At 52.8% G+C, this 15,791-nt stretch carries 12 protein-coding genes and 1 pseudogene; 11 read left to right on the top strand and 2 right to left on the bottom strand.

Annotation, left to right across the window (positions count from 1 at the left end; genetic code table 11):
• Position 1: 1 nt before the first annotated feature.
• The gene (gene ccoN, locus ACW9H9_RS20630; protein WP_457344994.1) at positions 2-1,423 is read right to left on the bottom strand and encodes a cytochrome-c oxidase, cbb3-type subunit I; all 1,422 of its coding nucleotides are present in this window, start codon (positions 1,421-1,423) and stop codon (positions 2-4) included.
• A gap of 79 nt (positions 1,424-1,502) precedes the next feature.
• Here ccoN and ACW9H9_RS20625 point away from each other — a divergent pair, with 79 nt between their 5' ends.
• Positions 1,503-2,186: an alpha/beta family hydrolase gene (locus tag ACW9H9_RS20625; RefSeq protein WP_457344993.1), complete on the top strand. Its 684-nt coding sequence runs from the start codon at positions 1,503-1,505 to the stop codon at positions 2,184-2,186.
• Positions 2,187-2,247: 61 nt separating this feature from the next.
• On the opposite strand, the gene ACW9H9_RS20620 is transcribed toward ACW9H9_RS20625, so the two are convergent.
• Complete coding sequence (locus ACW9H9_RS20620; protein ID WP_457344992.1) at positions 2,248-3,813, bottom strand: methyl-accepting chemotaxis protein; 1,566 nt, start codon at positions 3,811-3,813, stop codon at positions 2,248-2,250.
• A gap of 453 nt (positions 3,814-4,266) precedes the next feature.
• Between ACW9H9_RS20620 and ACW9H9_RS20615 the strand changes: the two genes are divergently transcribed.
• The 10 genes and pseudogenes from ACW9H9_RS20615 to ACW9H9_RS20570 form a co-directional block, all read left to right on the top strand.
• Entirely contained in the window at positions 4,267-5,712 is a 1,446-nt protein-coding gene (locus tag ACW9H9_RS20615) for a mannose-1-phosphate guanylyltransferase/mannose-6-phosphate isomerase (RefSeq protein ID WP_457344991.1), read from the top strand.
• A gap of 225 nt (positions 5,713-5,937) precedes the next feature.
• Positions 5,938-7,032 (top strand): GDP-mannose 4,6-dehydratase, encoded by a 1,095-nt coding sequence (gene gmd / locus ACW9H9_RS20610; protein WP_457344990.1) that lies wholly within the window; start codon positions 5,938-5,940, stop codon positions 7,030-7,032.
• Between the two features lie 12 nt (positions 7,033-7,044).
• Positions 7,045-8,130, top strand: a complete 1,086-nt coding sequence (locus ACW9H9_RS20605; RefSeq protein WP_457344989.1) for a DegT/DnrJ/EryC1/StrS family aminotransferase — start codon at positions 7,045-7,047, stop codon at positions 8,128-8,130.
• A gap of 150 nt (positions 8,131-8,280) precedes the next feature.
• Entirely contained in the window at positions 8,281-9,018 is a 738-nt protein-coding gene (locus ACW9H9_RS20600; protein WP_457344988.1) for an ABC transporter permease, read from the top strand.
• The gene (locus ACW9H9_RS20595) at positions 9,015-9,767 is read left to right on the top strand and encodes an ABC transporter ATP-binding protein (protein ID WP_457344987.1); all 753 of its coding nucleotides are present in this window, start codon (positions 9,015-9,017) and stop codon (positions 9,765-9,767) included. Before ACW9H9_RS20600 ends, ACW9H9_RS20595 begins: the two co-directional genes overlap by 4 nt.
• Positions 9,767-12,055, top strand: a complete 2,289-nt coding sequence (locus ACW9H9_RS20590) for a glycosyltransferase (protein WP_457344986.1) — start codon at positions 9,767-9,769, stop codon at positions 12,053-12,055. The genes ACW9H9_RS20595 and ACW9H9_RS20590 overlap by 1 nt, the downstream gene beginning before the upstream one ends.
• Positions 12,046-13,674 (top strand): glycosyltransferase, encoded by a 1,629-nt coding sequence (locus tag ACW9H9_RS20585; RefSeq protein ID WP_457344985.1) that lies wholly within the window; start codon positions 12,046-12,048, stop codon positions 13,672-13,674. The genes ACW9H9_RS20590 and ACW9H9_RS20585 overlap by 10 nt, the downstream gene beginning before the upstream one ends.
• Positions 13,675-13,692: 18 nt before the next feature.
• The gene (locus ACW9H9_RS20580) at positions 13,693-14,328 is read left to right on the top strand and encodes an acetyltransferase (protein ID WP_457344984.1); all 636 of its coding nucleotides are present in this window, start codon (positions 13,693-13,695) and stop codon (positions 14,326-14,328) included.
• On the top strand, positions 14,325-15,434 hold the full coding sequence (locus ACW9H9_RS20575; protein ID WP_457344983.1) for a glycosyltransferase family 4 protein: 1,110 nt from the start codon (positions 14,325-14,327) through the stop codon (positions 15,432-15,434). The genes ACW9H9_RS20580 and ACW9H9_RS20575 overlap by 4 nt, the downstream gene beginning before the upstream one ends.
• A 109-nt stretch (positions 15,435-15,543) precedes the next feature.
• Positions 15,544-15,674 (top strand): annotated as a pseudogene (locus tag ACW9H9_RS20570) (IS66 family transposase); the annotation flags it as partial.
• Positions 15,675-15,791: the final 117 nt, after the last annotated feature.

Genomic DNA, 15,791 nt, shown 5'->3' with positions numbered 1-15,791 from the left:
CTCAGGCCAGTTGCGCCGCAGCGGTGATTTCGGCAGGCGCCGCCCGCACGGTGCGCCAGGTGTTGTAGGCCATCAGGAACATGCCGCTGAGAAAGATCGCCCCGCCCACCAGCCGCACGATGAAGCCGGGGTGGCTGGCCACCAGGGTTTCGACGAAGGAGTAGGTGAGCGTGCCGTCCTCGTTGATCGCACGCCACATCAGGCCCTGGGCGATGCCGTTGACCCACATCGAGGCGATGTAGAGCACAGTGCCGATCGTGGCCAGCCAGAAGTGCGCGTTGATCAGGCCGAGGCTGTGCATCTGCTCGCGGCCGAAGACTTTGGGGATCATGTGGTACAGCGCGCCGATGGAGATCATCGCCACCCAGCCCAGGGCACCCGCGTGGACGTGGCCGATGGTCCAGTCGGTGTAGTGGGAGAGGGCGTTGACGGTCTTGATCGCCATCATCGGGCCTTCAAAGGTCGACATGCCGTAGAACGCCAGCGACACCACCAGAAAGCGCAGGATCGGATCGCTGCGCAACTTATGCCAGGCGCCCGAGAGGGTCATCATGCCGTTGATCATGCCGCCCCAGCTCGGGGCCAGCAGCACCAGTGACATCACCATGCCCAGCGACTGTGCCCAGTCTGGCAGCGCGGTGTAATGCAGGTGGTGAGGGCCGGCCCAGATGTACAGCGTGATCAGCGCCCAGAAGTGCACGATGGACAGGCGATACGAATACACCGGGCGTTCGGCCTGTTTGGGCACGAAGTAATACATCATCCCCAAAAAGCCTGCGGTGAGGAAAAAGCCCACAGCGTTATGCCCATACCACCACTGCACCATAGCATCCGTCGCACCGCCGTACAGCGAGTAGGACTTGGTCAGGCTGACCGGGATCTCAAGGTTATTGACGATGTGCAAGATGGCCACAGTGATGATGAACGCACCGAAGAACCAGTTGCCGACATAGATGTGCCGGGTGTTGCGTTGCATCACCGTGCCGAAGAATACGATGGCGTAGGCCACCCAGACGACGGTGATGAGGAGGTCGATGGGCCATTCCAGTTCGGCGTATTCCTTGGAACTGGTGTAGCCCAGTGGCAAGGTGATAGCCGCCAGCACAATCACCAACTGCCAGCCCCAGAAGCAGAACGCCGCGATTTTTGGCGCGAAGAGCCGGGTCTGGCAGGTGCGTTGCACCGTGTAGAACGAGCTGGCAAACAGTGCACAGCCCCCAAAGGCGAAGATCACGGCATTGGTGTGCAAAGGGCGCAGGCGGCCGAAACTGGTCCAGGGCAAGTCGAAGTTGAGGGCGGGCCAAACCAATTGGGCGGCGAGAAAAACCCCGAGTCCCATGCCGACGATGCCCCACACCACCGTCATAATGGCGAATTGGCGGACCACCTTATAGTTGTAGGCGGTACTTGAAGTAGTGTTCATGGTTCCCCATCCACGGTTCAACCCAAGCCAATGCGGCGCTTGGGCTGGAGTTATAGGCAGACTAAAAAGCGAGGCAAGCATGGGAGAAGAGCACAAGGCCAGTATTGACGGGGATCAATGGGCGCAGTGTGTCCAGGCGCAGGGCTGGCTGTGGAATGCCGCGCATGGCGAGGCCCTGGGCACGTTGATTTTGGCCCATGGCGCGGGCGCGCCGATGGACTCGAGTTTCATGAATGACATGGCTGCACGCCTTGCCGCACAGGGCGTGAACGTCGTGCGCTTCGAGTTTGCGTACATGGCCCAGCGCCGGCTCGACGGGGGTAAGCGCCCGCCGAACCCGGCGCCCAAATTGCTCGAATGCTGGCGTGAGGTGTATACCCAGGTGCGACGCCATGTCACGGGGCGCCTGGCCATTGGCGGCAAGTCCATGGGCGGGCGCATGGCCAGCCTGCTGGCGGACGAACTGGGCGCGGACGCGCTGGTGTGCCTGGGGTATCCGTTTTACGCGGTGGGCAAGCCCGAGAAACCGCGGGTGGAACACTTGGCGGGTTTGCAGGCACGAACATTGATTGTGCAGGGCGAGCGGGATGCGCTGGGCAATCGGGCGGCGGTGCAAGGGTATGTGTTATCGCCGAGCATCGCGCTGATGTGGCTGGAGGCGGCCGATCATGACTTAAAGCCGCTGAAGGCTTCGGGGTTCAGTCATGAGCAACATCTGCAGGCGGCGGCGGTAGCGGTGGCCGGGTTTATCGGCGCACGCTAGAAGCGCATTACGACCTACCCGCCCGTTCAGAATGCGTTCCAAACAGGCGGGTGGGCGTGGGTCAGCGGTTAAAACGCTCCACCAGCGAGTACTGGGTATTGGCCGTATGCGTCAACTCTTCACTCAACTGCGCCGAATTAAGTGCCTGCTCCGAGGTCTGATCCGCCAGCAAGGCAATCGTGCTGATATTGCGGCTGATCTCTTCCGCCACCGAGCTTTGCTCCTCGGTCGCTGCGGCAATCTGGGTGGTCATGTCGGTGATGTGCGCCACCGCCTCACTGATCCCCACCAACGCCTTGTCCGCCTCCATTACCCGCGCCACACCTTCTTCGGCCTGGCGATGCCCGGCGTCCATGGTCTGCACGGCCGCATTGGCGGTTTGCTGCAATTTGGCGATCAACGCGTGGATCTGCCCGGTGGACTCGCTGGTACGTTGGGCCAATTGCCGCACTTCGTCGGCCACCACCGCAAACCCCCGGCCCATCTCCCCGGCGCGGGCCGCTTCGATGGCGGCGTTCAGGGCCAGCAGGTTGGTCTGGTCGGCGATGCCTTTGATCACATCCACCACGCCGCCGATTTCGTCACTGTCCTTGGCCAACTGGGTCACCGTCACGCCGGTTTCACCCACGGCGGTGGACAAGCGCTGAATGGCCTCGCGGGTTTCCCCGGCAATGTCGCGACCACGGCCGGTCAGGCGATTGGCTTCCTGAGTGGCATCGGCGGTGCGCTGCACATGGCTCGCCACTTCCTGGGTGGTGGCGGCCATCTGGTTGACAGCGGTCGCCACCTGCTCGGTTTCCACGCGCTGGCGTTCCAGGCCGCTGGAGCTGTTATGCGCCAGGGTGTTGGACTGCGCTGCCTGATCGTTGAGGTGCTCGGCGGTGTCCTGCAGGCGCGTCAGGCACGTCTTCAGGCGGGCTTCCTGGCTGAGAATCGACATCTCCAGCCGCGCCTGCGCGCCCCGGCTGTCGGTGTACATCTGCGCGATCAACGGGTCGGACGTGGTTTGCTCCGCCAACCGCAGCAAACGCTTGAGGCCACGCTGCTGCCAACTCAGGCCCAACAGGCCCAGCGGCACCGACAGCGCAGCGGCCAGGGCAAAACCCCAGTGCGAGTTCAGCCACACGCCAATCAGAAAACTCAACTGACTGACCAGAATAAACGGCAGCCAGTCCTGCACCACCGGCAACCACTTGTCGCGGCGCGGAATAGCGGACTTGCCCTGGTTGATGCGCTGGTAAAGCGCCTCGGCACGGCGGATCTGTTCGGCGGTGGGCTTGACCCGCACGGACTCGTAACCGACCACCTGGTTGCCATCGAAGACCGGCGTCACATAGGCGTTGACCCAATAGTGATCGCCGTTCTTGCAACGGTTCTTGACGATGCCCATCCATGGCAAGCCTTGTTTGAGCGTGGACCACATGTGTGCAAACACCGCGGACGGGACGTCCGGGTGGCGAACCAGGTTGTGCGGGGCACGCACCAGCTCGTCACGCGAAAACCCACTGATCTCGACGAAAGCGTCGTTGCAGTAGGTAATCACGCCTTTGGCATCTGTGGTTGAGATCAACCGTTGCTGAGCGGGGAAGGTACGTTCGCGCTGGGTAACGGGTTGGTTATTACGCATGGTTGTTCAATCCGCAAGGCTTTGAGGAGTTGTCGGCAGGTCCGGGAAATTGTTGAGGGGAAATTGTTAGGGTGTATTTTCCCTCCTTGTGTTGTTGGGAAAATGACAGCTTTGGCCAGCGGCCCGGTGCTGGGCACCGACAAGTTCCGGCTGTATTTGGTTGGTGTATGTACCCTCAAAGTCGAAAATCGACACGGATCGAAAAAACCGCTGCTTTTTCACTCGAAACGCCTCCATGGTCGCGGAGGAGGCTTGTCTTTAACTAGACAAAAAGGGCCTTTTGAGAAAGAATGCCGCCTTTTGTAAGAAATTATTGTATTTGCCTCCCCTATGCAGATAGACGGTGTGGCGTTTTTTAATTGAAGCAATTTTTATATTACTTTGCTTTCAAATCTGCGTATCGCCAGGGGAGGGAGGCGCGGTTTGAAGTGAAATTGCGTAAAGGAGTACTGAGTGACGCTTATTCCGGTAATTATTTGCGGCGGTGCGGGCAGCCGTCTCTGGCCTGTTTCGCGTTCTGCGCACCCCAAGCCATTTATCGAGTTACCCGACGGCGGTAATTTGATTCGCAAAACATTCAATCGCGCATTGGCTTTAAAGGGCGTGGCCGAAGTATTGACCATCACTAACCGTGATCTCTATTTCAAAACTCTCGATGAATACGGTGCAGCCGCCCCCCATTTTACCAACCTGAGTTTCGTTCTTGAGCCTTTCGGTCGTAATACTGCAGCGGCAGTTGCAGTGGCGGCTCAAGAGGTTGCCCGAGCTCATGGGCATGATGCCATCATGCTGGTTCTTCCTGCCGATCACTTGATTGATGACCAGGCAGCATTTGCTGCTGCCGTTGAGTCTGCCTCGCGGTTGGCCGAAAGCGGTCTGCTGGTGACTTTTGGTGTGACTCCCGAGTATCCGGAAACCGGCTACGGCTATGTTCAGAAAAACATAAATGAACCGCTGGGCTCCGGTTTCAAGGTGAGACGGTTCGTCGAAAAACCGGATCTGGAAACGGCCAAAGGTTACCTGGAGTCCGGTGAGTACTTTTGGAACTCCGGCATGTTCTGTTTCCGCGCAGGCACCCTGGTTGAAGAAATGGCGCTGTGCGCACCCGATGTTTCCAGTGCGGTCGACGTTTGTTTGGCTGGGTCGGGGACGATGCAGGGCAGCGGTCATCGCAGCCTGCATCTTGAGCCACAGAGCTTTGCTAATGTCCCGGATATCTCTATCGATTTCGCGCTGATGGAGCGGTCAAGCAAAGTAGCAACGGTGCCTTGCGATATCGGCTGGAGCGATATCGGCTCCTGGAATGCGATGAGTGAGCTGTCCTTACCGGATGAGCAGGGTAACCGTATTGAGGGTGAAGCTGTTTTGCATGCGGCCAGCAACAATTACGTACGAAGCCCACGTCGGCTGACCGCCTTGGTCGGCGTCGAAGATCTGCTTATTGTCGATACACCTGATGCCTTGCTGGTTGCACACAAAGATCATGCGCAAGACATCAAGGCAATTACCGCACAGCTGAAGAAAAGCGGTCATCGCACACATCACGACCATACGACGGTTCGCCGCCCCTGGGGGACTTATACGACCCTAGAGGAAGGTCAGCGCTTCAAGATCAAACGTATCGTGGTCAAGCCGCAGGCATCGCTGTCTTTGCAGATGCACCACCATCGTAGCGAGCACTGGATCGTGGTGAGTGGTATGGCGCGTGTGGTTAATAACGATCGCGAGTTCTTGCTTAACACCAACGAGTCCACCTTTATCCCAGCAGGTCATACCCATCGCCTCGAGAACCCGGGGGTCATTGATCTGGTGTTGATTGAAGTGCAAAGCGGCGATTACTTGGGCGAAGACGATATTGTTCGGTTCGAGGACATTTATGGCCGTGCGGGTGTCAATTGACAGCCTGTTTGGAGCCTGCCGCGGCAGCATGGCCGAGGCAGGAGTGAAATGGAGTAGGCAGCACGGAAGGTGTTGGATGACCGCGCTTCTGATGGATTGCTGAACAGTAGTTGTAACGCGTGACGAAAGGCTTCTCGTTTCCACAGGGAAGGTGAAGGTAAAGCGAGAGTTTGGCTCTGTAGCAGAGACTTACTGTTCGATTGGTTAAATCAAATTGGTGAACAAATGAGCGACAAGAAAGTAGCGTTGATTACGGGTATTACGGGCCAGGATGGTGCTTACCTTGCCGAGTTCCTGCTTAAAAAAGGTTACTCGGTTCACGGCATCAAGCGTCGCAGTTCCATGTTCAATACGGCGCGTATTGACCACCTGTACCACGATCCGCATGCCACCGGCTACGATCTGACGTTGCACCATGGTGACCTGACCGACTCCAGCAGCTTGATCCGTATCGTTCAGGAAGTTCAGCCGGACGAAATCTACAACCTGGCAGCACAAAGCCACGTTGCTGTTTCTTTTGAAGAGCCGGAGTACACCGCGAACTCTGACGCCTTGGGCGCCTTGCGTCTTCTGGAAGCTATCCGGATTGCCGGGCTGGAAAAGAAAACCAAGTTCTATCAGGCCTCGACTTCCGAGCTGTACGGCCTGGTGCAGGAAATTCCACAGAAAGAAACTACGCCTTTCTATCCTCGTTCTCCGTATGCCGTCGCCAAGCTGTACGCTTACTGGATGACCGTGAACTACCGCGAGTCGTACGGTATTTATGCCTGCAACGGCATTCTGTTCAACCACGAGTCTCCTATCCGTGGCGAGACTTTCGTAACCCGTAAAATCACCCGCGCGCTGGCGCGTATCAAACTCGGTCTGCAAGAGTGCCTTTACCTAGGCAACATGAATGCACTGCGTGACTGGGGCCATGCCCGCGATTACGTGGAAATGCAGTGGCTGATGCTGCAACAAGACGAGCCTGAAGACTTTGTGATCGCGACCGGCGAGCAACACTCCGTACGTGAGTTTGTTGAAGTGGCCGCCAAAGAAATTGGCATCCAGATCCGTTGGGAAGGCACCGATGTAGACGAGAAAGGCTACGACGTTGAAACTGGTAAGTGCATCGTTGCGGTAGACCCGCGTTACTTCCGCCCTGCCGAAGTGGAAACTCTGCTGGGTGACCCAAGCAAAGCCAAGGCCAAGTTGGGCTGGGTACCGACCACGACCTTCGCCGAGTTGGTCGAAGAAATGATGCGTGAAGACATGCGTGAAGCCGAGCGCGACCAACTGGTCCAGGCGCATGGTTACAAATACTTCAAAGGTCAGGAATAAGGGGCGGCTCGGATGATACCGGTATATCAGCCCTTTCTGGGCGGACGCGAAAAGGAATACGTAAACCAGTGTCTTGATTCGACCTGGATTTCTTCTCGTGGAGAATTTATTTCCCGCTTCGAGAGCGAGTTTGCCCGATACATCGGTGCCGAACATGCAACCACCGTGAGTAACGGTACGGTTGCCCTTCACTTGGCCATGGCTGCTTTGGGGCTTGGTGTAGGTGATGAGGTGATTGTTCCAACGCTGACTTACGTGGCATCGGTCAACACCATCATGCAAACCGGTGCCAGCGTTGTATACGCTGAGTCTCTGGCTGATACCTGGAATGTCAGTGTTCCCGACATCCGCAGCCGTATCACGGCGAAAACCAAAGCTATCATGGTCGTGCACTTGTATGGTCTCGCGTGTGACATGGATGAAGTTGTGGCTCTGTGTAAAGAGTACAACTTGCTGCTGATCGAGGATTGTGCAGAGGCTTTTGGTTCCTTATACAAAGGGCAGCATGTAGGGACTTTCGGGGATGTCGCCACCTTTAGTTTCTTTGGAAACAAGACCATCACCACCGGTGAAGGTGGGATGGTGGTTTCCAGAGACAAGGTTGTGCACGAAAAGGCCTGCCATCTGAAAAGCCAGGGTGTCTCTAAGACCCGCGAGTATTGGCATGACGAGTTGGCGTTTAACTACCGTATGACCAACATCTGCGCGGCCATTGGCCTCGCCCAGTTGGAACGTGCAGACGAAATCATCCTGCTCAAGCGTCAGGTTGCAGACTGGTATCGCGAGGCGCTTGAAGGTCTTCCGCTGCAGATGCATGCAGAACAACCGGGAACGCGCCACTCTTATTGGATGTGCTCGGTGTTGCTGGATGATCCCGAACAGCGTCAGGGGCTGCGTGATCACCTTAAGAGCAACGGGATAGAAACACGCCCGCTGTTCGCGCCAGCGCACAACATGCCGCACTGCAAAACCGATGAAGTTTTCCCGGTTGCACAAGATCTTAGCACCCGAGGGATGAACCTTCCGAGTTATCCGACACTGACCCGCGAACAGGTACAGCAGGTGGCTGAGGAAATTCGACGCTACTTCGCTAACTAAAATGCAGAACGTCGGGGTTGAGTAATCAACCCCGATTGCCAAGTGGAGTTCAGAGGGACATGTTGAAACTGAATTTTGGCTTTAATCATTTACTCAGGTGAAAAGATGTTTTCGTATTTTTCTCGCATATGGGGTGCCCGGTATTTTTGGATGCACCTTGCCCTTGCCGATTTACGATCGAGATGGAGACGGTCTTTTTTTGGTGTGACGTGGTCAATTATTCAGCCGCTGGGTTTGACGCTATTGCTGACGCTGGTTTTTAGCCGGCTTTTTAATACTGATATTGTGACCTACGCTCCTTATATCCTCTCCGGAATTATCGTCTGGGAATATATTTCGGCCAATACAGTTGGTGGCTCGTTGTCGTTTGTTCAGGCGGATTCCTATATCAAGCAATGCAATCACCCATTGGCGATTTACACGCTGCGTACGGTGATTGGAAGTCTGATAATCCTGATGCTAGCCAGCCTGTCGTTATATGGTTGGGTCGCTATTGTATTGCCGCAGAATATTGGTTGGTGCTGGCTGGCAACGCTCACGATTTATCCGATATTGGCGTTGATTGTATGGCCGGTTTCAACACTCTTGGCTTATATCAGTACCCGCTTCCGTGATATCCCCCACGCTCTTGGATTGGTGATGCAATCGCTATGGTTTGTTTCTCCTGTCTATTTTGAAGCAAAAATGTTCAAAAATGGCGGGCTGCATGCATTGGTTGATTACAATCCGATTTATCATATTTTGCAGTTGGTTCGCGCGCCATTGCTGCAAGGTGAGTGGCCAACGCTTGAGAATTATATGTTCAGTTTGGGGGCGGCCGTTTTCTTTGCGGTGATCGCTATCCTGGTAGGTTATAAATCCGAGCGTAAGGTCATTTTTTACTTATGAAAAAGAATAAAATATTTCTTGAGGACGTTAATCTTCATTACGCGTCGGTCGCTTATAAAGAGCGTTCGCTCAAATCATTGATGGCGGGTATTTTCAGTGGGTCGAAAAAATCGACTACCGTGGCGGATATTCATGCATTAAAAAATGTTTCGGTTGAAATTTTCAGCGGCGAAAGGGTGGGTGTGCTTGGGCACAATGGTGCGGGTAAAAGTACATTTCTCAAAACGGTTGCCGGTTTATACCCGATTTCCAGCGGGACGCTGAAAGTTGACGGGCAAATACGTTCTTTGTTTGACCTTAGCCTGGGGTTTGAGCCAGACGCTACAGGCCGAGAGAACATTCTTTACCGTGGGTTGTTGTTAGGGTTGTCCCCCGCCTTTATGCGGCGTATGGAAGCCGAAATTGTTGAGTTTGCTGGGCTTGGTGAATTCATTGATTACCCAATGAAAACCTATTCTGCCGGTATGCAAGTGAGATTGGCCTTTGCCATTTCGACAACCGTGGGTGGCGATATTCTTCTTCTCGATGAAGTGATCGGGGCGGGGGATGCGAATTTTATGGTTAAGGCGAAGGAACGTATTACCAGCCTGATCGAGCGCGCGGAAATTCTTGTTTTGGCCTCGCATGATCTGGGCTCTTTGAAGTCAATTTGTAATCGTGGATTGGTCTTTCACCATGGCTCACTCGTGTTTGATGGGGATTGTGGCGATGCGATTGATGAGTACAAGAAAGTGAATGGACTATCGTAATGCTAAATAACGCCTTCAGGGTTTTGTGGCTCTTAAACAAGAAAGAGTTGCGTGAAACGGATGTGGTTCAGTTAAAACGTGTGGGCGTTACTGAATTTTTCATGCCCAAGCAATTCCCTGCGACGCCATACACTCTGTCGGACGATGTAGATTTTAGTTTCGATCAGGCAATCAGTATTCCGGCCAGCGACCTTGAATTACTCAATGCGCAGGATTGGTACGGTCATCCGAGTGATGCGGCGTGGGCCGTCGCCAATCGTCATTTTGATGTTGCGTTTGTCGGCAGTCATGCGGAGCAGTTGTTAGCCACGCTCAACGGGTTTAACGGTGCTGTGGTGCTGCGGGCGACAGGTTTTCTGGACGGTAGCTCCTATTCAGACGCGCTGCGCAAGGATCTGGGAGAAGACGGGATTTATCGCGTTAAAGCAGCGGGCAATCGGTTTTGGCTTGGTACTTTACATGAACATCAAGCTGCCCACGAATTGAGCTACCTGAGTCGACGTACTTTCTGTTTGCCGGCAGAATATGGTGTTGCACCCGTCATTGATTATTCTGAGCGTCAGTTGAATAAGCTGTTGTTATTTTGCCCGAACATAAATGTTTCGGATGTCTATTCTGATTTGTATAAGAAGTTGATTGTCGATTTTAAAGGAGTCGACTACTCGGTTGCGGGGGAGCAGCCGGTTGTGGTGGATGCAGACAACATCGTGGGCGCAGTAGACTTTGAGTCCCGTGATTGCTTCTCCAGCCAATACAAAGTCATGTTTTATGACTCTGTGGCGTCCAACGGTATCGAAGAGGCACCGTTGCGTGCAATGCGCTCGGGAATCGCGTTGGTGTTTATGGCGGGAGGTATGCTCGATAAGCTGCGCTTCGTCAAGTCGCCGGGGCGCTGTAGCACTATCGAAGAAGCCAAAAGTAAAGTCAGGCGTATATTAGAAGGCGACAAAAATTTTATCTCGGCGATTCTGAACGCTCAAGAACAGGGGCTCGGACGTTTTTCTGCAGAAGCTGTCGGCCAGCAATGGACGGTGGGTTGGGCGAAGATTACCAGTGAACTGTATGCTGTTCGGGCTCAAGCGGTAGGGCGGCCGAAGAAGCGAAAGCGTATTGCCATAATTGTCCCTGTAAAATACAGGGGTGGCAGCTTGCGTGGCACTAAAATGCTTGCGCAATCATTATACATTGGCAGTCGTCAAAGTGGCGAGGATGTTGAGGTTGTCATTTGCCATCTGGACGACAGAGAGTGCTATGCCAACGATGCATTTGAAGATGTTGATTCTGATATAAAAATTCGGCCCTATAAATGGAAAACACTCGGCGCGGATGAAGCTCGACGGGCCATGCGGTACTCAGGGCAGCCAGATTGGGAGCCTGTTCATAGTAAGTACGTGACCCCGGATGATGGAATAAAACATCTGGCTGATTGTGATTTGTGGATTGTCATTTCCGATCGGCTTGAGGCACCTTTACTGCCGCTGAAACCAACCATTTATATGGTCTATGATTACTTACAGCGTTATGAGCCGATTCTTGCCCATGGTGCGGATTCTGTATTTTTGGAAGCCGTCAGGGTGTCCAGGAAAGTATTAGTGACGACTGAGTTTACAAAGCATGACGCATTGCAGTACGCAGGCGTGAGTGCAGAAAAAGTTGTCTCGGTGCCCATGCTGGTTCCAGAGTTCTGGAAAGAGTCTGTCGTGAAGGCCGACAAAGCATCGTCATACTTTATCTGGACGACCAATGCGAATCAGCACAAAAATCACGTCAATGCCCTTAAGGCATTACAAATTTATTATGAAGAATATGACGGTTTGTTATCGTGTCACATCACGGGTGTGGGCACCGAGAATTTGCTTAAAAGTGACATGCCTCATCTGAAATCGCTGGGGAGCTTGGTGAAAGGCAGTCGTTTGTTGAACAGAAAAATTAAACTATTAGGTGGGCTCTCCGAGCGCCAATATATCAAGACTTTGGCCAATTCCTGTTTCTTGTGGCATGCCGGAAAAATTGACAACGGCACCTTCAGTGTTATTGAGGCTGCGTGCGTTGGGACCCCCTCATTAAGCAGTAATTATCCTGCGATGCACGAGATAAATACTCGGTTTTTCTTGAATTTGACATGGATGGACTCAGGCAGTCCGACGGACATGGCGAAAAAGTTGAAATATATGGAGGAAAATTATTTTCAGTTGGCAAAGACACTCCCCTCCCAGGAAAAGTTGGCCCAAAATGATCTTGTGAATTTTGCGTCTAAGTATTGGGAGGAGGTACGCGTATGTCTGTAAAACATTATGGTATTTACCTGTCCTATCCTCCAGGTGTCGATCTACGGCATGAAGGGTTAGGGCGTTATCTGGCGGCCTTCCTGAAGGGAGCCTCCGGACGTGAAGATATTCAATTTGTGCTGGTTTGCCCGAGCTGGTCGAAAAATAGCCTCGAAGATCTTTTTCTAAGTGAAGGTGTTCAAAAAAGTCGATTTAAGTTGCTCTCTCCTGACAAAGAACCCTTGATTTTAAAGCTATATGAATCTTATTTGAAATACAAAAAGCGAGATCGAGGGCCTACATTGGTTGCTCGGATTGCAGGTGTATTATCGTGGAGCTATAAGCAGGTTGCTAATTATTTTGAAGAACGGTTAGTCGTTGCGCACTCGTTTTATCACCTCATTCCTTTGGCGGTGATTGGTTTGTGTGTGTGTGTGTTAGGGGTGGTACTTTCTCCTGTTTTGCTGCTCGGTTTATTAATCGTTTCTTTGTTGAAACTTCGGCTCTTTGTTAACAAGATTGCGCGGCCTCTTTCAAGAAAAATCTTTCGTCTCAAGTTGGTTTTGAGCTCGCCCAAAGAAGATGCTTTGATTTTGCGATTGTACAAAGGCATGGAGGGCGTTGAGTCGAAGCGAATGCTGGCGCTGATCGAGCAGCTCGATCATGTATTGGCCTGGTATAGCCCTACTGCTTTTTGGCCAGCGTTTAACTTGATTAAAGCACCCAAGCTCATGTGTGTTCCTGACGTGGTGCTCACCGACTTTCCTGTTGGGTTTTCCAGCATTGGCGGCGAAAGATTTTTGAGAATTTTCGGTGAGATAGAGGACACTATTTATAAAGGGCAGAACTATGTGACTTATAGCAGCACTGTAAAATGGGATACCTTGGTTGATCGGTATGCTATCAATCACTCTAAAATTTCGGTCATTCATCACGCACCTAATAGGTTGAATCAGTGGGTTGACGTGTCGGGTGGGATGAACCCGGAACAGGCATCTCGTAGTCTTTGCCACAGCTTATTCAAGAAAGCATTGCAGAAGTCGGTCGGTTCTGAATACGCCGCCACGTTTTCTAATCCTGATGTAAACTTCTTGTTTTATGCGAGTCAAATAAGGCCCAATAAAAATGTGTTGTCACTGCTCCGTGCCTATGAATACCTGCTTCGTAGCAAATTTATCGGACATAAATTGATTTTGACGGGTAACCCGAATGGCATGGAAGACGTCATAAAGTTCATCAAGGATCATACGCTGGAAAACGACGTCGTGTGTCTCCATGGCTTGACAGTCCAGGAACTGGCAGCTTGTTATAAATTGGCAGATCTCGCTGTGAACCCAAGCCTGAGCGAAGGCGGATGTCCGTTCACCTTTACGGAGGCACTCTCCGTCGATACGCCTGTTGTCATGGCCAGAATTCCGGTGGCTGAAGAGGTCTTGAATGATGAAGCGATTCAAGCGATCACGTTCTTTGATCCCTATGACTGGCAAGACATGGCGATGCGTATTCAAATGACCTTAAACGACCGCGAACAGGTACTGGCCACCCAAAAGCAGTTTTATAAAAAATTAAACTTGCGCTCATGGACCGATGTTGTTAATGAGCACGTTGACGTCTTGGATCGTATTTCAAAGGGTGATTAGGGCGAGGTGCAGGGCGTAATGGGCGAAGTATCAGGTTTGCTGGTCCTCGGCTTTGGCGGTCACGCCCGCAGTGTTGCGGACGTGGCGTTGTCATCCGGATTTAAAACGCTGTGCTTTATTGACAGCAATGCCCGCCCGAATGAATGTTTGGGGGCGTTCCCGGTGTACACGCATTGGGAGGGCATACTTCCGCAGGGGTGGCTTGTCATGCCGGCGGCAGGCGACAACCACAAACGCCAACAACAATACGATTGGATCAATAAGCAGGGCTGGCCTATGGCAATGCTGGCCGCTCCCACTGCAACGATAGGCTTTGGTGCTGTATTAGGACTTGGAACATTTGTGGGGCATCATGCTCACGTCGGTCCGATGGCATCTGTCGGTGCGGGGTGCATTATCAATACCGGTGCTATTGTTGAGCACGAATGTACCATTGATGATTTTACCCATGTTTCGATCAATGCCGCTGTTGCAGGGCGATCGCGTATAGGGAGCCTTTGTTTTATCGGCGCCGGTTCGACGGTTATCGACGGCATTCGTGTAGGTGCGCAAGTCACATTGGGCGCGGGTGCATGCGCTCACCGTGATTTGTTGGACCCTGGTGTCTATGTTGGCGTACCAGCGAAGAAAGTTACGAAGGAAATATTAGATTGAAAGTTCTCCATTTCTTTAAAACCTATTACCCACAAACCATGGGGGGAGTTGAGCAAGTTATCTTTCAGCTTTCGGAGGGTGTAGGAGAATATGGGGTCGCTGCACAGGTGTTATCGTTAAGTGCTGATGGTGTGGCACGTGACGTTACGGTAGGAAGACACTTGGCCCATACCTCAAAGCTGGATTTACACTTGGCTTCGACGGGTTTTTCGTTGTCTGCGTTTAACGACTTTGCTGAGTTGGCCAGGGAAGCGGATATCATAAACTACCACTTCCCATGGCCATTTATGGATGTAGTTCATTTTGTGTCGCGAGTGCACAAGCCGACGGTTGTTAGTTATCACTCAGATATTGTTAAGCAGAAGATGCTGCTCAAGTTGTATCAGCCGTTAATGTATCGCTTTCTGGGAAGGGTTGATCGTATTGTTGCATCATCTCCGCAGTATGTAGAAAGCAGTCCTGTGCTTCAAAAGTTCAAGGATAAAGTCACCGTAATTCCTATTGGGCTGGAGAGGGGCACTTACCCGTCGGTACTTCCGAAAAAGCTGAACTATTGGAAAGAAAGAGTCGGCGAGCGTTTTTTTCTTTTTATTGGGGCGCTGCGATACTACAAAGGGTTGGAGTACTTGCTCGAGGCCGCTCGCACGGCCCGGTTCCCGATTGTGATTGTGGGGCGGGGACCGTTGGAAGCAGAGTTGAAAGCTAAGGCCAACAAACTGGGGCTCGGCGGAATACATTTCCTGGGTGGTTTGCCCGACGACGATAAAGTTGCTTTGTTGACGTTGTGCTATTGCCTGGTTTTTCCATCCCATCTTCGCTCTGAAGCATTCGGTGTTTCGCTACTTGAGGGTGCGATGTTTGGAAAACCCCTTATCTCCTGTGAGATTGGTACAGGAACAACCTATATCAATGTCGCCGAAGAAACCGGGCTGGTGGTGCCCCCTTGCGACGCGAATGCGTTGGCGCAGGCGATGATCAGGCTATGGGAGCACCCTGAAAAAAGTAGGGCGATGGGTCAACGAGCCGTATTGCGTTTCGAGCAACTGTTTACGGCTGATCGTATGGTGAGTGCTTACACAGACGTGTATCGTTCTTTGCTTCGCTGAGCTGACGGAAACGATGCACGGTTGCCGGGTCGCTTAATGAGCGGCCCTTACGCAGCCGCTAACTTCGGATGATAACAGCCCGAAGGTCACCAAAAATAGATCTCAGCCGATACTGCTGACCACCAAGTACGTATACCGTTTGCCTCTTAACCGCTTTGAAACGTACGTGGGCGCTATGGCATTGATATTTCGCGCCAGACCTTGGCGCATTGGGTTATCCCGTGCGGCGAGCACTTGCAGTCTAGTGAAGGACGTACTGATCGCCTGCTTGACGGCTATCGAGGCTGTGCCACGCACTTGAAGTATGCGATCCATAAACCCCACCTACCCAACAGTGGGCTAACGGTTTACCGTGGC

It is taken from the genome of Pseudomonas sp. SDO5215_S409, assembly GCF_054071325.1.
Note: the sequence above shows the minus strand (reverse complement) of the source record. Positions and strands in the feature narration are given on the sequence as shown.